This is a genomic window from Streptomyces sp. Ag109_O5-1, from assembly GCF_003814875.1.
Classification (GTDB): Bacteria; Actinomycetota; Actinomycetes; order Streptomycetales; family Streptomycetaceae; genus Streptomyces; species Streptomyces sasae.
The window spans coordinates 1,636,324-1,658,544 of record NZ_RKQF01000001.1; the positions used below are offsets into that span (position 1 = coordinate 1,636,324).

At 69.6% G+C, this 22,221-nt stretch carries 16 protein-coding genes; 9 read left to right on the top strand and 7 right to left on the bottom strand.

Translation table 11 applies throughout. From position 1 onward, the window contains the following. Positions 1–636 precede the first annotated feature (636 nt). Both EDD90_RS07380 and EDD90_RS07385 read right to left on the bottom strand, forming a co-directional pair. The gene (locus EDD90_RS07380; protein WP_123972326.1) at positions 637–1,326 is read right to left on the bottom strand and encodes a TetR/AcrR family transcriptional regulator; all 690 of its coding nucleotides are present in this window, start codon (positions 1,324–1,326) and stop codon (positions 637–639) included. Between the two features lie 292 nt (positions 1,327–1,618). Further along, positions 1,619–4,468 (bottom strand): helix-turn-helix transcriptional regulator, encoded by a 2,850-nt coding sequence (locus EDD90_RS07385; protein ID WP_185148969.1) that lies wholly within the window; start codon positions 4,466–4,468, stop codon positions 1,619–1,621. A gap of 159 nt (positions 4,469–4,627) precedes the next feature. Here EDD90_RS07385 and EDD90_RS07390 point away from each other — a divergent pair, with 159 nt between their 5' ends. Continuing rightward, on the top strand, positions 4,628–6,151 hold the full coding sequence (locus EDD90_RS07390) for a 4-hydroxyphenylacetate 3-hydroxylase family protein (protein ID WP_123972328.1): 1,524 nt from the start codon (positions 4,628–4,630) through the stop codon (positions 6,149–6,151). Positions 6,152–6,188: 37 nt separating this feature from the next. Here EDD90_RS07390 and EDD90_RS07395 read toward each other — a convergent pair whose 3' ends face one another. From EDD90_RS07395 to EDD90_RS07410, 4 genes are all read right to left on the bottom strand, one after another. Beyond that, the gene (locus EDD90_RS07395) at positions 6,189–8,408 is read right to left on the bottom strand and encodes a LuxR C-terminal-related transcriptional regulator (RefSeq protein WP_221305073.1); all 2,220 of its coding nucleotides are present in this window, start codon (positions 8,406–8,408) and stop codon (positions 6,189–6,191) included. Between the two features lie 134 nt (positions 8,409–8,542). After that, positions 8,543–9,031, bottom strand: coding sequence for a flavin reductase family protein (locus EDD90_RS07400; RefSeq protein ID WP_123972329.1), 489 nt, complete (start codon positions 9,029–9,031; stop codon positions 8,543–8,545). An 86-nt stretch (positions 9,032–9,117) separates the two neighbouring features. Next, entirely contained in the window at positions 9,118–9,987 is an 870-nt protein-coding gene (locus EDD90_RS07405) for a dioxygenase (protein ID WP_123972330.1), read from the bottom strand. Further along, on the bottom strand, positions 9,980–11,113 hold the full coding sequence (locus tag EDD90_RS07410; protein WP_123972331.1) for a maleylacetate reductase: 1,134 nt from the start codon (positions 11,111–11,113) through the stop codon (positions 9,980–9,982). The genes EDD90_RS07405 and EDD90_RS07410 overlap by 8 nt, the downstream gene beginning before the upstream one ends. Before the next feature lie 325 nt (positions 11,114–11,438). Here EDD90_RS07410 and EDD90_RS07415 point away from each other — a divergent pair, with 325 nt between their 5' ends. The 6 genes from EDD90_RS07415 to EDD90_RS07440 all read left to right on the top strand — a co-directional run bounded on the left by EDD90_RS07415 (position 11,439) and on the right by EDD90_RS07440 (position 16,637). After that, positions 11,439–12,221 (top strand): CoA transferase subunit A, encoded by a 783-nt coding sequence (locus tag EDD90_RS07415; RefSeq protein ID WP_123972332.1) that lies wholly within the window; start codon positions 11,439–11,441, stop codon positions 12,219–12,221. Next, positions 12,221–12,865, top strand: a complete 645-nt coding sequence (locus tag EDD90_RS07420; RefSeq protein ID WP_123972333.1) for a CoA transferase subunit B — start codon at positions 12,221–12,223, stop codon at positions 12,863–12,865. The genes EDD90_RS07415 and EDD90_RS07420 overlap by 1 nt, the downstream gene beginning before the upstream one ends. Next, the gene (locus EDD90_RS07425; RefSeq protein WP_123972334.1) at positions 12,862–14,064 is read left to right on the top strand and encodes a thiolase family protein; all 1,203 of its coding nucleotides are present in this window, start codon (positions 12,862–12,864) and stop codon (positions 14,062–14,064) included. Before EDD90_RS07420 ends, EDD90_RS07425 begins: the two co-directional genes overlap by 4 nt. Positions 14,065–14,161: 97 nt before the next feature. Beyond that, positions 14,162–14,845: a TetR/AcrR family transcriptional regulator gene (locus tag EDD90_RS07430; protein WP_123972335.1), complete on the top strand. Its 684-nt coding sequence runs from the start codon at positions 14,162–14,164 to the stop codon at positions 14,843–14,845. Next, positions 14,842–15,597 (top strand): SDR family NAD(P)-dependent oxidoreductase, encoded by a 756-nt coding sequence (locus tag EDD90_RS07435; protein ID WP_123972336.1) that lies wholly within the window; start codon positions 14,842–14,844, stop codon positions 15,595–15,597. Before EDD90_RS07430 ends, EDD90_RS07435 begins: the two co-directional genes overlap by 4 nt. 161 nt (positions 15,598–15,758) lie before the next feature. Next, the gene (locus EDD90_RS07440) at positions 15,759–16,637 is read left to right on the top strand and encodes an ABC transporter substrate-binding protein (RefSeq protein WP_123972337.1); all 879 of its coding nucleotides are present in this window, start codon (positions 15,759–15,761) and stop codon (positions 16,635–16,637) included. A gap of 111 nt (positions 16,638–16,748) precedes the next feature. Here EDD90_RS07440 and EDD90_RS07445 read toward each other — a convergent pair whose 3' ends face one another. After that, positions 16,749–18,014: an IS701 family transposase gene (locus tag EDD90_RS07445; protein WP_123972338.1), complete on the bottom strand. Its 1,266-nt coding sequence runs from the start codon at positions 18,012–18,014 to the stop codon at positions 16,749–16,751. Between the two features lie 219 nt (positions 18,015–18,233). Between EDD90_RS07445 and EDD90_RS07450 the strand changes: the two genes are divergently transcribed. Together EDD90_RS07450 and EDD90_RS07455 are read left to right on the top strand one after the other, a co-directional pair. Continuing rightward, entirely contained in the window at positions 18,234–19,202 is a 969-nt protein-coding gene (locus EDD90_RS07450; RefSeq protein ID WP_123972339.1) for an NAD(P)-dependent oxidoreductase, read from the top strand. Positions 19,203–19,238: 36 nt separating this feature from the next. After that, positions 19,239–22,190, top strand: coding sequence for a TIR domain-containing protein (locus EDD90_RS07455; RefSeq protein WP_123972340.1), 2,952 nt, complete (start codon positions 19,239–19,241; stop codon positions 22,188–22,190). Positions 22,191–22,221: the final 31 nt, after the last annotated feature.

Here is a 22,221-nt window from a genome sequence, read left to right on the forward strand (position 1 = left end):
CGGATCACGGCAGTTCTGATCATGGGTGGGACGCACATCTTTCCTGGTATACGCGGCATAGCGGACGAGGGTCTGGGTCCGTGCCCCGCCATCTGAGCCGAGGCATGGCGGCAGACGACGCAGGGCTCCCGCGTCAGCTGACGTACCCGAACCCGACCAACTGGTCGATGATCCATGGGTCGTAACGGTCGTATACGTGTCGGCTGATGCCGTGCCTGTCCGGGGAGCTCGCGTGATGACGACAGACGTCGCTCCTGTGTCCGTCGGATCGCACTTGGCTCCAGCCGGCGGTCTCCGTCTCCGCAGAGACCCCTGCTCTTGCGGGGACGGCCGCACCGACAGGAAGGGCTGCCGCCGTCGCGAAACCCCCTGCGGTGAGGAGTGCACCTCCGGCCAGTGCGAGTGAAACAGCCGCCGTCGCGATGCGCCGTACGAGCTTTTCCATTGCTTTTCTCCTTGCATCAGCGATGCGGTAACACGACAAGTGTTGGACGGGGATGCATCAAGGGCATCGCGCAACCTGGTGATTCGGTGTCCATCGGACAGACGTGGCCCTCGGACGTGGGCACCGCATCGGCCGGACAGGCGATTCGCTCCGCAACGCAGATGTCCGACCGAGTGGAGAGACCGCCTCCATCAGCTTCCGGGCGGCGCCGTCGTGAGGTAGCGCGTGAGCATCGCGACCAGTTCGTTCTCGAGACGCGTGATGTCGACCGGGTTGGGTTCGGCGATGAGTTGGTGGACCAGAAACTCGGCAGTGGACACGAAAGGCCGGGCGGCGACATAGGTGTCCTCGACGCGGACTTCGGGGTGGATCCCGGGCAACCCCCGGATGCAGGCGACCCGTTCCCGCTTGTTCCGGGCGACCGCTTCCAGCAGCTCCGGGGATCGCGGAGCCTGTTCGGCCAGGACACGCAGCAGCTGAGGGTCGCAGAGGTGGTTGCCGATCGAGGTGCGTACGACCCCGCGGATGACCTCTTCGAGTGACTCGGGCAGCGTTTCGTCCGTACGGCGCTGAGCGGCGGCCATCCCCGTCTCCGGATGCCGGGTCACCAGCTCGACAAGGATCGCATCTTTGTTCGGTTGGTACTGGTGGAGCGAGCCGATCGGGATCCTCGCCCGTGCCGTGCCGGTCCCGGCGGTCCCGTCCGGCGGCATCAGGGCACCGCCGTAGGCGACAGCGGCCAACGGGACGAAGGCGAAGGTCGCACCGGCGAGGAGCGCCAGCACTTCGCCCGTCCCCGGGGTCCCGCGCCCGGAGGACATGACCGCGGTGGCGGCCCACAGCGCCAGCGTGTACCCGTGAGGGGCCGCGCTCGCGGACACGGCCGCGGGAGCCGGCTGCGGTATCCGCTCTCCCGGCCCGTGGGGGAAGGAGACCCGGCCACTCCGTGCCGCGGTCGGCCGTGCCCCTGCGACATGGAGGACCACCTGGTCACGCCGATGCTCCTTCGCGAGTGCTTTCCTGGCCGGCGAGTCCCCAGGAGGGAGAACGGTCGATCGGTCCCCCCGGCTCGTGCGGGCCACGCCCTTGCGTTCAGCATCACGGGTGATGCCCGAGCCGGGCATCACCCATCCAGGGGATCCCTGCTGCCCTGCCCTGCGCTCGGTGCGCGGCTCAGTCGTTGGCGGCGCCGATGCCCCGCTCGATCGCCAGCCGGGTCAGCTCGACCCGCGAGTTGATGCCAAGCTTGGCGAAGATGTGCTTCATATGGGTGTTGACGGTGTGCACGGACACATAGAGCCGGTCCGCGATGGCCCGGTTGGTGAGCCCCTCGACGACGAGCGGAATCAGTTTCTGCTCGGATTCGGTCAGGTCCCCCCACCCCTGGGGGCTGTCCGAGGAACTCCGCACGGGGGCGGTGCGCACGCCGAGCCGGCGAAGACGCCGCCTGATCCGTTCCTGATCGCGGCCGGCTCCCGAGGCCGACGCCAGGCGGCCCGCCTCTTCGAAGTACGGGATCGCCTGCGTCGTATCGGCCGATGCCGCCATGAGCTCGCCGAGGTCCTCGCAGGCCGCCGCCAGGGCCAGCGGCCTGCCAGTGCTCCGGTAGCCGGTCACGGCGGTCTCCAGCGCACGGGGGTCGCGGTCGAGCAGGCCGTCCACATGGGCGCGGACCGCCCCGATGATCTGCCGGGTCTCGTTCTGTGCGATCAGGTTGCGCAGTGCGCCGGACACGACCTGGCCGAGCGAACGGTCCTCGCCCCTGAGGGCGATGCGCACGATCGTCGCCCAGTGAGACGGAGCGAGCGCAAGCAGCCGGGTCGGCTCATGCCGTGCGAAGCTCGCTTCGAGTGCCGCCGCCGCCTCGCCGTCCTCGCCCTCGGCGTCCGCCAGACAGGCGCGCGAGAGGGACACCCAGGGACCGTACCGCTGGGCATTGGTGCCGGAACCGGTCTCGGCCGCGCGGAGATGGTCTCTGGCCTTGGCGAGGTCACCGCGTCTGATCTCCACCAGTGCCAGTACGGAACGGGCCTGCGGATTCACCGGCGTGACCTCGAGTTCGTCCGCCACCATCAGACTTGCCTCGGCCTCCACGGCCGCGTCGTCCAGGGCTCCCTGTTCGAGGAGTGCGCAGGCACGGGCGGCGTGCCACTGGGGCAGTGACCAGCCAAGGCCCAGCGCCTCCGCTTCGCGCTGTCCCTCCCGCAGGGTCCGCTCGGTGTCGGCGAGCCGGTCGGTGACCGTCAGCACGGTGGCCAGCCACAGGGCCGGAATCCGCGGAGGGTGCAGGTAGAGCGCGGCGGGCTGGGTGCCGGCGCACCGGGTGGCCTCCTCGGCGAGTTCGAGGGCGCTGTCCAGGTGCCCGCGGTAGAAGTCCGCCTGTGACTGGAACACCATGGCGCTGACGACGACGGCCGGATCGTCGCTGTGGTACGAGGCCTCGACCAGCCCGGTCCCGGTCTGCTCGGCAGCGGTCACGTCCCCCAGGTAGACGTGGCCCGTGGCCTTGGTCTTCAGCAGCCGGACCCGCAGTTCGGACGGCAGCCCGGGCAGGTCGAGGGCCTTCTGGAGGTGCGTCATCGCGGCGGCGTCGTCACCCGATGCCTGGTGGATCTCGGCGGCCACCAGACGCAGCCGGGCCTCCTGCAGGGGCTCAAGACCCTCCGGCAACGTGGCGTCGACCAGGTCGAGCGCCTCGTGCACCCGCCGGGTGTGGCCGAGGTACTCGGCGGCGTCGGTCAGCAGGGCGATGCGGCGTCCGTCGTGCGGGGGCAGCAGGCCGGCGACCCGCTGGGCCAGATCCGCCGCCGCGTCGGGAGCCGACGACGACATGTCCCGTACGGCGGTGGTCATGGTGGTCACGGCGTCGTCGTCGACCGGACCGCCCGACATGACGACGTGCCAGGCCACCTCCGCCGGCCGTGCTCCCGTGCCGCGCAGGCTCTCGGCCGCCTCCCGGTGCAGGGCAGTCCGCACGGCCAGGGGCAGGTCGTCGTGGACCGCCTGCCGTGCGAGGTCGTGGCGGAAGGCCAGCCGCGGGCCGTCGGCCGAGAGCAGACCGGCGTTCAGAGCGGCTTCGACGCCCGACAGCAGGCTGCCGACCTGCCTGCCCAGCATCCGGGCGGCCGTGCCGAGGTCGAATTCGCGGCCGAGGACGGATCCGATCTGGAGCAGGCGCACGGCGTCTTCGGGGAGTCGCTCCACGCGCGCGGCGACACTGCGTCGGAAGCTGACGGGGATGCCGTCGTGCAGCAGGCTCGCCTCGCCCGCCTCCATCCTGCCGGCGTCCGTGTCGCCGAAGGCGCGTACCAGTTCGATGGCCAGGAAGGGATTGCCCGCGACGCCCCGCAGCAGCCTGGCCAGTCCGGGTGGCGGCGTCGCCCCGAGGACATCGGCCGCGATGTGCTGCAGATCCTGCTGCGGCAGGGGGCCGAGGGTCAGCCATCGGGCTCCAAGGCGTTCCAGGTCCTCCCGGACCCTGGACACGATCGGCCGCTCGGTGTCCGACCGTACCGCCAGCACCCACAGGATCCGCGAGGCGGCCAGTCGTCCCGGCAGGGTGCGCAGCACGAAGAGCGTGGCGGGATCCGCCCACTGCGCGTCGTCCACGAACACGGCCACCGGGGCGCGCTGAGCCCGGTCCTCCAGAGCGTCCGTGATGCTGTCCAGCAGCCAGAGCCGCTGGTCGCCGGCGGCCGCGACGGCTGGGTGGGAACCGCCGGAGGACTGCAGGGCGGACTGCAGGGCGGCTCCTGCCGCGTACTGGTCGAGCTCGTCGGCCCGTACCGAGACCACATCGAATCCGGACCGCCGTGCCATTCGGTCCAGCTCCGCGAGGAACCGGGTCTTGCCGACACCGGCCGTGCCCTCCACGACGACACAGGCGCCGCGTCCGCCACGCACCACGTCCAGCGCCTCACGGGCAGCCGTGACCTCGCGGTCCCGTCCCCGCAGGCGCAGCCCCGTCATGACCTGGTTCCCGTGCCCCTCGGCCCCGTCGCCGGTGGGGTCTGTGCTGTGCATGGGGCCCAGCATGGCGCAGGGCTCATCCGCCCTCAACGTCAGTTCCGCCGTGACCGCCGCTTTCACCCGGGTGAAAGCGACTCCGCCACCGTCGGCTCACCCTGTCGCGACGCATGCTCCGTGCCATCCAGATCGCTGTCCCCCGGAGAGGAGCACGACATGCGTACAGGCAAGGAGTACCTGGCGGCGTTGAACGACGGCCGCAAGGTGTGGGTGGGAGACGACCTCGTCGACAACGTGGCCACGCACCCGAAGACGCGGGCATACGCCCGGAGCATCGCGGCCTTCTACGACCTTCACCACCGCCCGGAACTCCAGGACGTCATGACGTTCGTGGACGAGGACGGTGTGCGGCGGTCCATGACCTGGTTCCAGCACCGTTCCAAGGACGACCTGCGGCGCAAGAGGAACTACCTGGAGACGGTGCAGCGCGAACTGGGCGGCGGGGCGATCCCGCGTACACCGGATGTCAACAACTACGTCCTGCTGACCTACGTCGACGACCCAGAGCCCTGGAGCAGCCAGTCCGTCGGGACCCACGGGAGGGACCTCACCGCGGGGATGCTCGACTTCTACCGGGTGATGCGCGACGGCGACCTCAACGCGCCGCCGGCCTTCGTCGACCCGCAGGCGGACCGCTCGCGCGACTCCGCGCAGGCCGAGTCCCCCGCCCTGCGGGTGGTCGGCACCTCGGACGAGGGCATCACCGTGCGGGGCGTGAAGGCGATCAGCACCGGCGCGGCCTTCGGGGACTGGATCCACATAGGGGTCTTCTATCGTCCCGGCATCGTCGCCGAACAGATCATCTACGGGGCGGTGAAGCCGAACACCCCCGGAGTCACCATCGTCTGCCGCGAGAGCAACGTCCGCGACGGCGAGGAGGTGGAGCACCCGCTCGCCGCTCAGGGCGACGAGCTGGACAGCATCATCGTGTTCGAGGACGTGCTCATCCCCTGGAACCGCGTCTTCCACATCGGCAACCCGCAGCACGCGTCACTGTATCCGCAGCGCGTCTTCGACTGGCTGCACTACCACTCGCTGGTGCGTGCGATGGTCAAGGCCGAGCTGATGCTCGGCCTGGCCCTGCTGATCACGGAGCACATCGGCACCTACCAGTTGCCGCCGGTCCAGGCCCGGATCGCACGCTTCGCGGGCTTCCACCAGTCGCTGAAGGCGCATGTGGTCGGTTCGGAGGACCAGGGGTTCTTCACGCCCGGCGGCATCTTCAAGCCGAACGTCCTGATGTTCGACTTCGGGCGGGCGTACTACATCGAGCACATCGGTGAGATGGTGCACGAGCTCATCGACCTGGCCGGCCGGGCCGCGCTCATCTACCCCACCGAGGGGCAGTGGCAGCAACCCGAACTGCGGCCGTGGCTCGAGGCGCTGCAGACCGGACCGGTCGGCAGGCCGCACGACCGGCTGAAGATCAGCCGGGTGATCCGCGACATGTTCCTGTCCGACTGGGGCGACCGCATCAGCGTCTTCGAGAACTTCAACGGCACCCCCCTGCTGGCGATCCGCACCCTCACGATGAAGCGCGCCGAGATGTCCCCGAACGGCGCCATGGCCGACCTCGCGCGCAAGGTCTGCGGTATCGAGAGCGTGAGCGAGGAGGAGTCCGCTTACCAGGCCCAGGCGAACTACGCCCGACGCCAGGACGCCTCACGCCAGGACGCCTAGGAGCAGGGCGTCCAGGAGCAGGACACCAGGGCCCGTGTCACAGCACACCGCACTGCCGGGCCCTGGCGACCGCCTCCCCTCTGTCGTGTGCGTCGAGCTTGCGGAAGATGGCGCGTACCTGTGTCTTGACGGTGTTGTGGGACACATAGAGTTCGGAGGCGATCTCACGCAGCGTCAGTGTGCCGCAGAGCGCACGCAGCACTCGGCGCTCGCCGAGCGACAGGTCCTGGGGGCGGGGGGCGGCCGGGAGCACCACAGTCTCCTCGCCGGACCGGCCGAGCAGGTCCGTCAGTATTCCGGGCGACTCGCACCTGGCCGCCGCTCGTTGGGCGGCCTCCCGGGACTTTCGGGCCGCGTCGGTGTCGCCCCGTGCGCTCTCCAGCTGTGACCGCGTGAAGTGCCACAACGCACGCATGTGGGGTTCGCTCTCCGTCCGGGGCGAGCCCGCCAGCACCGCTTCCGCGTCGGCCAGTACGCGTTCCGCCTCGTTTACGAGTCCTTCTTCGAGGAGGAGCCCGGCCCGGCCGATGTTCGCGGGAACAGAGACGAAGTGCCGGTCCAGGCCGAGCGTCGCGACCTCGTCGAGTGCCTCGTCGCTCATGATGCGTGCTGACTCGTGCCGTCCGGCCAGGAGCGCGCACACGGTTCGCAGACCCAGCGCACGGACGAGTGCCAGACCGTGCCCGGCGGCATACGCGTCGCGGGTCGCCTCGCCCAGCAGCGCCTCCGCCTCCTCGTACCTGCGGGTCCACAGGAGAGCGGCGCCACGGGCCGTACCGGCCAGCGCCCGCCAGGCAGTCAGCGGAAGGGTGCCGCCGACGGCGGACTCGCCGAGACGGTCGGCCGTCAGGACCTCCCCCAGCAGACAGCACGCCACCGCCTGAGCGACGGCTGCCGCATCGGACACCGTGCTGCCCTCGCCGACGGTCTGCCGCCCCGTCTGCCTCAGCCGGGCCACATCCAGCCAGCGCCGGGCCGTTTCCGGGGCGCCCGCCGAGAGCGCCGCCATCGCCGCCACGACGCACAATCTGGCGTCGCCGGCCACCGTGCGGGACGGCAGCAGGTCCAGCCACTGCGAGACCTGCTCGCCGCGGCCCGCCGAGAGTGCCTTCTCCCAGCCTTCCAGGACGGTCGCGACGGCCGCGGACTCGTCGCCGCCCAGCATCCAGTGTCGTACGGCCGCGGTCGTGTGCCCCTGGCGGGCGTACCACTGGGCCGCGGACCGGTGCAGGGAGTCGACGATGTGCGAGGCTTCGGCCTCGAGGACGTCGGACAGCAGCGACAACAGTGCCCGGTGATGCCGGTATGTCGACGGCTCGGCGGCGAGGGGCACGAGGAGTTGTACGGTCCGTGCGAGCTCGCGCAGCAGAACGCCCGCCCGGTCTCCGGCGAGGGCCTGACACGGCCCGACGCTCAATTCGTCGAGCACGCTGGTGCACAGCAGGAACCTGCGCTGTTCGGTGGTGAGCTGATGGAGGACCTCGGTGGCCAGGTACTCGGTGACCGCTTGCCTGCCGCGGGCCAGGTACCGCTCGGTGTCGGCCTCGTTCGCCGAACGCGCCAGGGTGCGCCCCATGAGGCACAGCCCCGCTGCCCATCCCTCGGTGGCCTCGTACAGAGCGGCCGAGGTCTCTTGGGTCGGAGCGGATCCGAGCAGTCCGGTGAGCACTGCCCTGGCCTCCTCGGGGGTGAAGGCCAGGTCGCGCTGGTCGAGTTCGGTGATCAGGCCCCGGGCGCGCAGCGTCGGAAGGGGGCTTCCGGGGATGTGCCGTGTCGTCAGCACGATGCGGAAGCCGTGGGGAAGTCTGGTCAGGAAGTCCGCCAGGGTACGCATCGCGTCGGCGTCCGTGATGGATTCCAGTCCGTCGAGGATCAGTGTGAGCGGTCCCGCCGCGCCCAGCCCGGTCACCAGATTCGGCAGGATCTCCTCAAGCCATCCGTCGCCCCTCCACTCGCCGTCGTCGAGGTGAGCGGGCAGATCGGGTCGTGCGTGGCGCAAGGCCCCCAGGATGCCCGCCCAGAGCCGGTCGGGGGCGTTGTCATGGGCGTCCAGGCTGAGCCAGGCGCACCGGCCGCGAGCCGCAGGGCTCTGCGACCACTCGGTCAGCAGTACGGTCTTTCCGGCACCGGCCGGCGCGGAGACGACCACCACGGGCTCGGTCGCCACGTCCAGCCGGCGCAGCAGACGCGGGCGGGGCAGGAGATGCGGGGGCTGGGCCGGAGGGCGGAGCTTGAAGGCTGGCACGGAGCTGGTCATGGCACTTTCCGTGGGGTGGTCGGGACGAGCGGAGCCCCCGACGGCCGTGGCTCGCCTCGCGCGAGCCGGCCGTCGGGGGTTGGTGGCGGGCCGGTCACAGGGCCCGCAGCGCTCCCTTCGGAGGGTTGCCGGGGCTAGAGCGCAGCCCTGAGCGTGCCGAAGCCGCCGGCGAAGTGGAGCAGCGGCCGGCTGTCCGCCTGGTGTGAGCAATAGCGGACGTCACCCACGAAGATGGTGTGATCACCGCCGGGAAGCGCCTCGGCCACATCGCACACGACGGCCGCGATGGCGTCCTTGAGGACCGGCACGCCGTGGTCGTCGACGGTCTCGACGCCCGAGAACTTGTCGGGTTGGGAGACGGCGAAGTTCCGCGCCAGTGGCTCGCTGTCCTCGCCGAGCACATTGACCGCGAAGCGGCCGTGCTCGGCGATCGCGGTCCGCGTGTACAGGTGGTTGCCGATGCATACGAGCAGCTGAACCGGGTCCAGGGAGAGGGCGGACACGGCGCTCGCGGTCATGCCGATGCGCGTGCTTCCGGAGCGTGTGGTGATCACGCTCACCCCCGTGGCAAGCCGGCTCATCGTGGCTCGGAAATCGACCGCCCTGTCGAGGATTTCAGTCATCGGGACCTCCGTGAGAGTCGGGAAGGGTGTCGGTCTGCCGGGTGCGGTCTGCGACTGCGGCTGCGGCTGCGGCTGCGGCGAGGAGTTCAGGCCGTGGCAAGCGGTTCGAGGACGAAGGTGTGGCGCAGCAGGGTGTACGGCACATCGGTCAGGCCCCGGCAGGGACCGTCTTCGGGCGCGTACGTGTCGTAGGCCTCCAGCAGCGACTCCTTGACCCCGAAAACCGGATCCGTGTCCAGGTACGCGTCGTCGGAGGGGAAGAGCATGGTGGTCACCCGCTGGTATCCCGGGGCCTCGATCAGCAGGTGCACATGGGCGGGGCGCATGAGCGACCTGCCGGTCGCGCTCATGAGTTCGCCGACCGGGCCGTCACCGGGGATCGGGTAACTGGACGGGCGGATGGAGCGGAAGCCGAAGTGTCCCGTCTCGTCGGTTCGGAACAGCGCGCGCATGGCCGGGTCGACCTGCCCGGGCACCTCCATGTCGTAGTGGCCGTCCGCATCGCTGTGCCAGACGTCCACCGCGGCGCCGGCCACCGCCACTCCCTCTCCGTTCACGACCCGTCCCTCGAAGAACAGCGGTGTGCCGGGCAGGCCTTCGGAGATGTCGGCGCCGTCGGTGTGCTGCGGCCTGTCCTCCCTGAAGTAGGGGCCCAGGACACTGTTCTGGGTGGCTTCGGCGGGGCGCTGATTGCCCAGGGCGTCGACCAGCATGGTGACGCCCAGCACGTCGGACAGCAGGATGAATTCCTGGCGCGTCGGCGTGCACATCTGCCCGGTGCGCGTCAGGAAGTCCACTCCCTGGGCCCACTCCTCCTCCGTCGGTTCGACCTCGCGGACGAAGGCGTGGAGGTGTCGCACCAGAGATTCCAGGATCTCCGCGAGCCGGGGGTTCTTGGTGTCCCGCATGGTCGAGATCACGGCTCCGGTGATGGTGTCGCTGGTCAGATCACGCATGGCGGGCTCCTGTGGTGAATGAGTGTTCGGTGACGGAGTCGGTCCGGGAGTGCGGGCGGTCCGGTGACGTCCACGGCGTCTCGCCGGCCCAGGCCCGGGTCAGGAAGGCGCGGACGGCGCTCCGGTCCACGGGACGCGGATTCCAGTAGCCGTCCCGCACGACGAGTTCGGCCGCCTGGTCGATCCCCGATTCGGGCATGCCGAGGTCCCGCAGCGCCCTGGGCGCGCCGAGGCGCCCGGTGAGGTCGTACAGGGCGTTCGCGGGGTCGTCCCCCGGCAGTGCCTGTGCAATGCGTGCCATGGCCTCACCGGCTGCCGGGGCGTTGTAGGCGATGACGTGCGGCAGGACGGCTGCGTGGGTTTCGGCGTGCGGGAGCCCGAATGTGCCGCCCAGCACATGGCACACCTTGTGATGCAGGGCCATGCCCACCGTGCCCAGACACGTGCCCGCCAGCCACGCGCCGTACAACGCGTCGGCCCGTGCCTCCGTGTCGTCCGGATGCCGCGCGACGAGGGGAAGGGACCGGGCGAGGGCGTCGATCGCTTCACCCGCCATCAGAAAGGCGACCGGGTCCCGGTCCTGTGCGTAGAGCGCCTCCACGGCGTGTGCCATGGCGTTGATGCCGCTGACCACCGATGTCGCTGCCGGCAGGGTGAGCGTCAGGTCGACGTCGTACACCACCGTCCTGAGTAGCACTTCCGGTAGCCGCCGGGTCGTCTTCCTGCGGCCTTCGGTCTCTCCGAGGATCGGCGTCATCTCCGAGCCGGCGTACGTGGTGGGCAGTGCCAGCTGAGGAAGGCCGGTCCGGACGGTGATCGCCTTGCCCAGGCCGATGGTCGAGCCGCCGCCGATCGCGAGCACCGCGTCGGCTCCCACGGACCGGGCGTACGCGACCGCCTTCTCAGTGACCTCGACGGGGGTGTGCGGGGCCGCCTCGGCGAAGGTTCCCGCAGCTGCCGCACCCAGCAGTTCGCCGGTCTGTGCGGCCTGGTCCGCCTGGTCGGGTGTGCACAGGATGAGTACCCGGCGGCATCCGAGAGCATCGGCCTCTTCGGGAATCCGGCTGCGTGTACCGCTGCCGAAGACCACCTTGGTGACCTGTCCCCGGTGCACGAATTTCTTCATGATGATTTCCTCGGTCCTGCGGCTCCTTTGATGAGGGAAGGAAGCCTCACAGGGACGAGGTGCGTCAACGGAATCCGTGGGTGATGACGTGGACCGGCGCCGGAATACCCAGTTCACGCGACACGCACCCCCGCAGCTGCCGGAGGGCCGTCTCCGATATCACCCATCTGCGGGATGCCCGTGCAGGACGGGGCGTTGGACCGTGGACGCATCCGGGCGAATTCTTGTTCATTGCCTTACGGAAACGGCATTCGATGGGGCCGCATTCAGGTCCACATTCGGGTCCATATTTGGGTCCGCATTTACGAAACGCGGGGCAATAAAGATGGACAAAGTGGTCACCACGGCCTTGGGGGGGGTGTCGGACGTGCCCGACGGCGCGTCACTGGCGGTGGGCGGATTCGGGTTGAGCGGTGTGCCGAACGTATTGATCCAGGCGCTGTTCGACCGGGGGGTGTCGGGGCTTTCGGTCGTCTCCAACAACTGCGGTGCGATGGAGTCGGGTCTGGCGATGTTGCTGGCAGCGGGCCGGATCGGGCGGGTGACGGGCTCGTACGTCGGGGCGAACAAGGAGTTCGCGCGGCAGTATCTGGCCGGGGAACTGGAGGTGGAGCTGATCCCGCAGGGCACGCTGGCCGAGCGGATGCGGGCCGGCGGTGCGGGGATTCCCGCCTTCTACACCCCGGCCGGGGTGGGCACGCAGGTGGCCGACGGCGGGCTGCCGTGGCGGTACGACGGCTCGGGCGGGGTGGCGTTGGCCTCGCCGCCCAAGGAGGTACGGACCTTCGGCGGCGTCGCGTATGTGCTGGAGCACGGGATCCGTACCGGCTTCGTGCTGGTCAGGGCCGCCAAGGGCGACCGGCACGGGAACCTGGTGTTCTCCAGGTCGGCCCGCAACTTCAACCCGTTGGCCGCGATGGCGGGACGGGTGACGGTCGCCGAGGTGGAGGAGCTGGTGGAGCCGGGCGCGCTCGATCCGGACGCGGTGCACGTGCCCGGGATCTTCGTGCAGCGGGTGGTGGCGCTCACCCCGGAGCAGGTTGCGGACAAGAAGGTCGAGCGGCGCACGGTGTCCGTGCCTGCCAAACGAGGGTCGGTGAGGGCCTGATGGCCTGGAGTCGTGAGGAGATGGCCGGCCGGGCCGCACGGGAGTTGAGGGACGGCACTTATGTCAATCTCGGCATCGGGCTGCCCACGCTGATCCCGAACCACCTTCCGGAGGGGGTGGAGGTGGTGCTGGAGTCGGAGAACGGGATCCTGGGCACCGGCCCGTATCCCGCCGAGGACCAGGTCGACCCCGACCTGATCAACGCGGGCAAGGAGACCGTGACGGTGCTGCCCGGCGCCTCCTTCTTCGACTCGGCGCTTTCCTTCTCGATGATCCGCGGCGGCCACATCGACGTCGCCGTGCTGGGTGCGATGCAGGTGTCCCAGCAGGGCGACCTGGCGAACTGGGCGATCCCCGGGAAGATGGTCACGGGGATCGGCGGGGCGATGGACCTGGTGCACGGCGCCCGCACGGTCATCGTCGTCATGACGCACACCGCCAGGGACGGCTCGGCCAAGATCCTCGCCGAGTGCACGCTGCCGCTGACCGGAAGGCGCTGCGTGCACCGGATCATCACCGACCTCGGCGTCCTCGACATCACCGACGAGGGCCTGGTGCTGGCCGAGTGCACACCCGGCGTCGGCGTCGAGGAGATCATCGCCAGGACCGGCGCCGAACTGAGTGTCGCGGAGGGCCTGAAGTGAGGAACGTGTACATCGTCGACGCCGTGCGCACCCCGATCGGACGTCACAACGGCGGCCTGGCCTCGGTACGCCCCGACGACCTGGCCGCCCGCACCATCCGCGAACTCCTCATCCGCAGCCCCCGGTTGGATCCGGTGCGCATCGCGGACGTGTACTTCGGAAACGCCAACGGCGCCGGAGAGGAGAACCGCAACGTCGGCCGCATGGCAGCGCTGCTGGCCGGTCTGCCCACCAGCGTCCCGGGCGTGACGGTCAACCGGCTGTGCGGCTCCGGGATGCAGGCCGCGGTCCAGGCCGCCCGGGCCATCGCCGCCGGCGACGCCTCCGTCGCCGTCGCCGGCGGTGTCGAGTCGATGACCTGTGCTCCGTACGTGCTGCCCAAGAGCGACCGGCCCTTCCCGGCTGGTCACGCCGAGCTGTACTCCACGACCCTGGGCTGGCGCCTGGTCAACCCGCGGATGGAACCACGGTGGACGATCCCCCTGGGCGAGTCGGCAGAACGAATCGCCCACAAACACAGGATCGGCCGGGAGCGGCAGGACGAGTTCGCCCTCTCCTCCCATCAAAAGGCCGCGCGGGCGCAGTCGCAGGGCCTGTTCGACGCCGAACTGGCTCCCGTGCCGGTCCCCCGGCGTACGGGCGAGCCCCAGCTGTTCGCCACCGACGAGTCCGTCCGCCCGGACGCCTCCCTGGACGCGATGGCCGGGCTCAGGCCCGCCTTCCGCACGGAGAACGGCACTGTGACCGCGGGCAACGCCTCCCCGCTCAGCGACGGCGCCGCCGCCCTGCTCCTGGCCGACGAGGACGGTCTGAAGGCCATCGGCCGCGAACCGCTGGCGCACGTCCGCGCCACCGCGGTGTCCGCCATCGATCCGGACTACTTCGGCCTCGCCCCCGTCGAGGCCGTCGACCGGGCCCTGGCCAAGGCCGGCCGGACCTTCGCCGATCTCGGCGTGCTGGAACTGAACGAGGCCTTCGCCGCGCAGGTTCTGGGGTGTGTGGCCGAATGGCCCGAGCTCGATCCGGCGATCCTCAATCCGCAGGGCGGCGCCATCGCCCTCGGACACCCCCTCGGCGCCTCCGGTGCCCGCCTCGCAGGTACCGTCGCCCACCAACTCGCCCGCCGCGGCTCCGGCACCGGCATCGCAACCCTCTGCATCGGCGTCGGCCAAGGCCTCGCCCTTGTCCTCGAACGCTGACACCGGCACACCCGCAGCGCCACCGATCCCGGCTGCGACTGCCCTGCCCGGACGACACGCCTTGACAGTACGCAGGGATGCGCCCAGGATGAAAACTATGGAAACTAAATCAGTTTCAAAAGTTTCCGACCCCGACAGGCAGCGCGCCGAGGCGATCGCGGAGGCAGCCGGCCGGCTGTTCTTCGCGCCGGGCTCCGCGCGGGTGAGCATGGACGATCTCGCGCGTGAGCTCGGCATGAGCAAGAAGACGATCTACCGGCACTTCCCGGACAAGGGCAGCCTGCTGACCGCAGTGCTGGACCGGCAGTTCGCGGCGGTGGAGCGCACGCTGGTGGCGGCGGCCGAGGACGTGGAAGGGCAGCCGTTCGATCGGCGGGTCCAGCGTTTCCTGATCGCGGCGGGCACCGAACTCGGGCGGATCGGCGCGGCACAGCTCGCCACGGGGCGCGGCGGCGACGCGATGCTGCGCCAGTACGTGGAACAACGTGTGGACGCGGTGATCTACCGGCGTATCGACGAACTGTTCCGGGACGGCCACCAGCGGGGACTGCTGTCGGCACCGCCCGAGCTGCTCGGTGAGATCACCCGAGGCGCCCTGGAGCGGCTGTTCACCTCCCGGCTGCCGTACGAACTGGACTGGACCGCGGCGGATCTGCTGCGGGCGACCGTGGACACCGTGTTGTACGGGGCGATCCGCCCCAACGGCCCCGCGATCGAAGACGAACGACTCGGGGCGGTCATTCCGACGGCCCGCGACGATGAAAAGGAGGTGAACCCATGACCGGGACGACCGGCAGGGTGGCACTGGTGACAGGGGCCAGCAGCGGAATCGGTGCGGCCACCGCGCGCCTTCTGGCCGCGCGTGGCATGCGCGTCGTGGTCAACTACCTCAGCAGCGCCAAGGCGGCCGGGGAGGTGGTGGCCGACATCGAGACCGCCGGTGGCCAGGCCATGGCCGTGCAGGCCGACGTGCGCGAGGTGGCGGCGGTCGAGAGCCTGGTGGAGCGGGTCGGGGCCGCATGGGGCGGCATCGACGTGCTCGTGCACAACGCACTGATCCCGTACGCGGTCAAGTCGTTCCAGGACATGACGTGGGACGAGCTGGGCGGCAAGATCGACGCCGAGATGCACGCGGCCTTCGCGGTCACCAAGGCCGTCCTGCCCGCCATGACCGAACAGGGCTGGGGACGCATCGTCTATCTCGGTACCGGCCTCAGCCGCCGGCCCCGGAAGGGCATGATCGCACTGGGCACGTCCAAGGCCGCACTGGAGCAGTTCGCCCGATACCTCGCCCAGGAACTGGCACCACAGGGCATCACGGTCAATGTCGTCGCCCCCGGCCCGGTGGAGACCCGCACCGCCGATGACGTGCTCGACGACGCGACGAGGCGGCAGCAGGTGGCGGCCACGCCCCTGGGCCGCCTGGCCCACCCGGCCGACGTCGCCCAAGCGGTCGCCTTCTACGCCGGGGAGGACAACGCGTTCATGACGGGCACCACGGCCGCGGTCAACGGCGGACTGGCCATGTACTGACGCCTCGCCGACGCCCCGGCGCACGGGGCCGTTCGGTCCCGGTCCGGCCGACGGCCGGACCGTATCCGGTACACCGTCACCCGAGCCCGGAAGCCCGGATACCCGCGGCGCCCGTAACGGGTCCGGCCGCACGACGGTGACACGATCAAGGACAAGCACTCATGCACACGATCGATCTTGCCTACGTCGGACGGGGCCTGCACGAAGAACTGGCCGCCTACATCGCCGACCAGGAGGACTTCTACGCCGACGAGGGCGTCCACGTCGCGCTGCGCGACGGTTGCACCTGGGACGAGGAACGGCTGCGCCGCTGCGCCACCATCGGGCTCGGCCGGGCACTGCTGTCCCGGCTGACCGACGGCACTCCCTGGGTCGGGCTCAACGTCAACACCCACCGGCCGCTGTTCTGGTTCCTCGCCCGCTCCGGCCTGACCTCCCTGTCCGACCTGGCCGGCCGGCGGCTGGCGGTGCACGCCCCGCACACCGCGCCGGGGTGCTTCACCAGGATCGTGCTGCGCAGGGCAGGCCTCGACCCGGACCGTGACATCAAGACCGTCGTCCGCCCGCCCGGCGACTACGGCATGGACCTGCGCCGGCTGCGCGAGGGCGAGATCGACGCCGCGCTGGTCGGCAGCACCATGGCACCGGAGGCGGTGGCCGCCGAGCACGGCTGGCACCTACTGGCCTGGATGGGAGACCACTTCCAGATCCCCACCGTGGGCCTGGCCGTCGACCCCACCTACACCGATCCGGACGGCCCCGCGGTCCAGGCCGTCCTCCGGGCGCACCGGCGCGCCCTGCAGGTGATCCACAACGACCCCGACACCACGGTGCGGCACATCCAGACATTCCTTGGCGGGCACACCGCGGACGAGGCCCGAGCTCACTACAAGACGTTCATCGCACCGCATTTCACTATCGACGGCCAAGCGGATCTGGCCGTCGGCGACAGGGCGATCACCGCAGTCGCCGCCGAACTCGGCGTCCCCGCCACCGTCACCGCGGCCGAGTTCTACCGCACGGCAACCACCACGTCCTAGTAGGGCTTGGTCGGATTCGTAGTGGTGTGGGTATGTCGCGGTGGCAGGTGGGGCAGGCGCCGGTCCAGGTGGCGAGGAGGGTCTGCAGTTTGCGGACCACTTGGTAGAGGCTCAGTCCTGCGCCGCGCCTTTTGGGTCTTGTGCCAGTCGTCGCAGGGTGCAGAAGGCGTGGGCGGCGGAGACGAGGGTGACGTGGTGGTGCCAGCCGCTCCAGGTGCGGCCCTCGAAGTGGGCCAGTCCCAGGGCCTGTTTCATCTCGCGGTAGTCGTGCTCGATGCGCCAGCGCAGCTTGGCGAGCCGCACCAGAGTGGCCAGCGGCATGCCGGAGGGCAGGTTCGCCAGCCAGAACTGCACCGGTTCGGGTTCGGTGGCGGGCCACTCGGCCAGGAGCCATCGCTCGGGCAGTTCCGGCCCGTCGGTGGCCTGGCGGATACCGCGTCCGGCTGGGCGCACGCGCAGGGCGACGAACCGCGAGTGCATGCGTTTGAAGCCGCTTCGGCTCTTGCCCGGCCGGGAGCCTTCCCGCCAGGACACCGGCCTCGCAGCCGCTCGCCCGGCCGCGATGACAAGGTCTTTCATGGTCTGAGCAGGCTCGGGATACTGCATTTTCGGTGGCCGGCCGGTGCCCGCGTAGGCGGGCTGGACGGGCCGGGAGTCGGCCGGATGAGCGGTGTGACGAGACGAAATTCCCACCGCGTAGGGCAGCTTGCGTTCTTCCAGGCCGTGGCGGAAGGCGCCGGCATCCCCGTATCCGGCGTCCGCGACGACCAAGGGGATGTCGATGTCCCACGACCGGGTCTCGTCGATCATGTCCAGGGCCAGCTGCCACTTCTCCACATGCCCCACCTGGGCGGGAATGCCGCAGCGGCCCCGGCGGGCGACCTTGTCCGAGTCTGCCTCCGGGGAGGCAGGATCCCAGGATGCGGGCACGAACAGCCGCCAGTTCACCGCGGCCGAGGCATGATCCCGGGCCAGATGCAGCGACACCCCGACCTGGCATTTGGTGACCTTGCCCGCGGTCCCGGTGTACTGCCGCGACACACACGCCGAGGCGTCCCCGTCCTTCAAAAAGCCGGTGTCATCAATGATCAGCGCTTCGGCCCCGATCACGTCCTGCATCCTCCAGGCCAGGCGGGCCCGCACATGCGAGGGATCCCACGGGCTGGAGGTGATGAAGTGCGCCAACGCCTGACGGTTGCCGTCCTCACCGAGGCGGGCCGCCATCGGCTCCACCGACTTGCGCCGCCCCTCCAGCAACAGCCCGCGCACATACGCCTGCCCCCACCGCCGCTGATCCGCACGGAAGAACCCGTCGAACAACTCAGCCGCGAACGCCTCCAAGTCCTCCCGGACCAAGGCCATCTCCTCAGGTGTCACACCACCCCAACGACCCCAAACCACCAACAGACACCCCACTCACCAACACACCTGACCAAGCACTACTAGTGAGGTCCCGGTTCGCCGAGCAGGGTGAGGGCCTTGTCCAGAACGGCCATGGCCGTATCGTTGTCTCATTCTTCGGCCCTACAAACGCTCTGCTTTTCAGCTACATTGACGAATGAGTCACGGGGGAATCGAAGGTGACGGGGGCTTGACGTGGACGTGCGGCGCGTCGAAAACCGGGAGCGCGCCGTGGTGCTGGTGGACCCGGCGCTCGCGGAGCCCGTGCTCGAAACGCTGGAGAAGACCACCGGCCGGACGGTCGAACGCTATACCGAGACGGCCTCGCGCGATCTTGACGCCCACGTCGCCTCTGACGTTCCCATCATCTACGTGGGCCCCGATCTTCCCGAATCCCTCCGCTCAGAACGGCTGCTGTGGTTCCACAGCACCAACGCCGGGATCGACGCACTGCTGCGTTCCGGCGCCTGGCCGGCCGGGGCGCTGCTCACCCGCACGGTGGGGGGTATGGGTGAAAGGATCGCGGAGTACGTCCTCGCCTGGATCCTCGCGGAGTGCCAGAACGTCCCGGCCTTTCTCGCCCAGCAGCAGCGCGCCGAGTGGCGACGTTTGCCCTCCGAACTCGCTGCAGGGCAAACGGCCTTGGTTTACGGTGCCGGACGCATCGGCACGCGCGTCAGCACTTTGTTGCGCGGCTGCGGCATCCCCACTGTAGGCGTGGCCCGCACAGCCCGCGCCGGTGAAGCCGGGGTCGACGAGACGGTGGCCGTCGATACGGCCGACGCGATGCTTGGCCAGGCTCGCTGGGTCGTGTCCACTCTGCCGCTGACACCGGAGACAGAGGCCTTCTTCGGCCCTGACAGGTTCGCCGCCATGCGCGGAGCCACCTTCATCAACACCGGTCGCGGCGCCACAGTAGACCTCCATGCCCTCGCTGCCTCGCTCGACAGCGGCGCGTTGCGCGCGGCTGTACTCGACGTACTGCCCGAGGAGCCGCCCCGACCCGACGACGCGGTCTGGCGTTTGCCGCGCACCGTGATCACCTCGCACTCCGCGGGCATCACCGCGGCAGACGATGTGTGCACCGACTTCGCAGCCTGCTGGGCGGCGCTGAGTGAGGGGCGTACTCCCGAACTCGCTGTGGCACCCGCTCGCGGCTACTGAAAACTTGCCCGCCCTCCTTGACCTAGGGGACCACCCATGCAACCGCATAACGGCGCCCGGCGCTTGGAAGACAGCTGGACGCTGACTGCCGGAGGCGAGGTGATCACACGCGTTGCCTGGTCGCCGCAGGGGGATCTTCTCGCCATGCCCACGCAGTCCGGCGCGGTCCACCTGAGCACCCTGGAGGGTGTGGTGCGGGCGAGCCACACCGTCTCACACAAAGCGCTGTGGACCGCGGCATGGCACGGTGATGGCCGCCAATTGGCACTCGCCGGGCGGGACAACACCGTACACGTCATCGATCCGGTCACCGGTGTGGAGGAACTCACGTTGGCCGGCCACATCGACGACGTACACAGCGTCGGCTGGGCTGCGGAGCACACGCTGATTTACTCCGTCAGCTATGACGGCACCCTGCGGGTGTGGTCCGCCGAGGACGGCAGCGAGATACGTACCATCCCTGCCCACCGGGGGCGCATCGAGGACGCTCTGTGGAACCGGGACGACAGGCTGGCCTACACTGCGGGACGCGACGGCCTGCTGCGTGCCTGGGACCTCGAAACCGGGGACATGGCCCGTGAGGTCACCGCCCACCAAGGCTTCGTGCTGCGGGTGATCGACAACCCGACCACAGCCGTGCTGCTCACCGCTTCGAGCGACGGCACCGTGCGGGTCTGGGACCGCCGCGAACTGCGGCTGCTGCACACAGTGCAAGGCATCACGGGAACCCCGCACGATCTTTCGCTGTCCCCAGACGGTCGGTTGCTCGCTGTGCAGGACGACCGAACCCACCTGTGGATCTACCGCGCCGACAGTATGGAGCTCCTCGACGTCGTCGAGGATGTCGCCGACCATCACCACTGGTACGGCAGCGCTAGGTTCCACCCCACGCTGCCGCATCTGGCCAGCACAGGCGGCGAAGACCGGGTGCTCACCCTCCGCACCTATGACACCACCCTCGTCGATCGCCTGGCAGCCGAGTCCGGCGCCGCCCGCTATGCGAACTGCCGGGTGGCCCTGCTGGGCAACACCGGCGTCGGCAAGACGGCCCTGAGCCGTGCTCTGTGCGGCAAGGACTTCCGCGCCACCGAGTCGACCCACGGCACCCGGATTTCGCTCATGGACCGCAGTGTCGTCGACGACCACCTCGGCTCTGTCGTGCGTGAGGTCTTCCTGTGGGACTTCGCGGGCCAGTCGGTCTACCGGCTCGTGCAGCCTGTGGAAGCCGTCGGCATCGAGGTCGCCCTGCTGGTCTTGGACAATCGCAATGTCAGCGACCCCCTTGGCGAGATCCGTGAGTGGGAGACTCTCCTGCGCCTGGGTTCCCCTTCCGGAGGTGGCCCAAAGCGCATTGTCGTCATCGCCCGTGCCGACCGCGGCGGTCTCAGCCTGGACCTGCTGTCCGACGAGGGCGAGGAGGAGATCCTGCGGTACCTCAGCACCGTGCAGACCAGCGCCAGAGACGGTACAAACATCCCGGCGCTGCGTGACCTGATCCTCGGTGCCATCGACTGGGACACCGTGCCGACGCTGACTTCCAACACGCGCTTCCAGCAGTTGCGTTCCTACGTGCTCCAGCAGGCGACCGCGGGCCGCGTGATGGGACAGACCCGCGCCTTGTACCGGGAGTTCTGCCAGTCCTGCGCCCGTTCGGACCTGCCCGAACCGACTCTCGACGAGTTCCGCACCCTGCTGGCCGGCCTCGACACCGAGGGCCTGCTGCGTCGGCTGCGCTTCGGTGACCTCGTCCTCCTGCAGCCCACCATCGTCGGTGCCTACGCCTCCATGCTGGTGATAGCCGCTCAGCAAGTAGCCGACGGCAGCGGCACTTTGACAGAGGACGACGTGCTGGCACTGCGCATCCCGCTCCTGGAGCACGACAGGGTCGCCGACCGGGAGCACGAGGAGGACATCATGCACGCCGCGATAGAGGAGTTGCTCTCCAGCGGTGCGCTGTTACGCGACGAAACGCGGGGACTGCTGCGCTTCCCGAGCGCCGTCCGGCGCCGCGCGGAGGACTCCGTGTGGCGGGGGCTGAAGGGGCGAACAGTGTTGCGCACTCGGGCACTGACCGACCACGCGTACGCCTCCGTCGTAGGCGCGCTTCTGTTCTCCGGACTGTTCACCGACTGCGAGTTGTGGGCCTCGCGGGCTCGCTTCGCCCGGCCGCTCGGCGGTTCCTCATGGATCTCTGTGCACCCGGACAGCAGGGCCCGAATACGGTTCGAGCTGCGTCACGACACCGGCGTCAGTGACGCCGAGTGCGCACTGTTCGAGGAGCTGTGCAGATCCCAAGCCGGCCGCCACGCGGTGGGTGAGGCGGTGGACGTCGTGGAACAACCCATCTGCGACGAGTGCGGCACGGCTGTCAGCGCGCAGCAACGACAGCGGCGCACGGAGCGCGGTTTCGACTGGATCACCTGCGGGGTCTGCGACAGACGCGTGGAACTGGGCGGTACGGGGAAGCCATTGAACCGGCCCGCCGAAGTCCGGGCCATCGAGAGCGCGGCCTCGCACACCCGCACGGCTGCCCTGCACTCCGCCGAGTTCACCCTGAAGGAGAAGCGACAGCTGTATGACGTATTCATCTCCTACAGCCGCGAGGACGAGGGAGTGGCGGTCCTGCTTGCGCAACGACTCCGGGAAGAGGGCATCCGGCCCTGGATCGATCTGTGGGAGACCTCGCCCGGAACCCCCTGGGTCGCCGCGATCCAGGAGCAACTGGAGACCATGCCGTGCGCGGCAGTGTTGGTCGGGCCGAGCGGGGTGGGACCCTGGCAGAAGGATGAGGTGTGGTTCGTGCTGCAGGAGTTCCTGGGGCGTCGCTGCCCCATCATTCCTGTGTTGCTCCAGGGGGCCAAGCTTCCCGTGATGCCGCCGCTGCTGCGCAACCTCCAAGCTGTCGACTTCAACAGGGAACTGCCCGATCCCATGCATCTGTTGCTATGGGGTATCACAGGGATCCGACCGGAGGAGAGGACCGCATGAGCATGAGTGTCCGACCGGTTGCCGTGGTCAC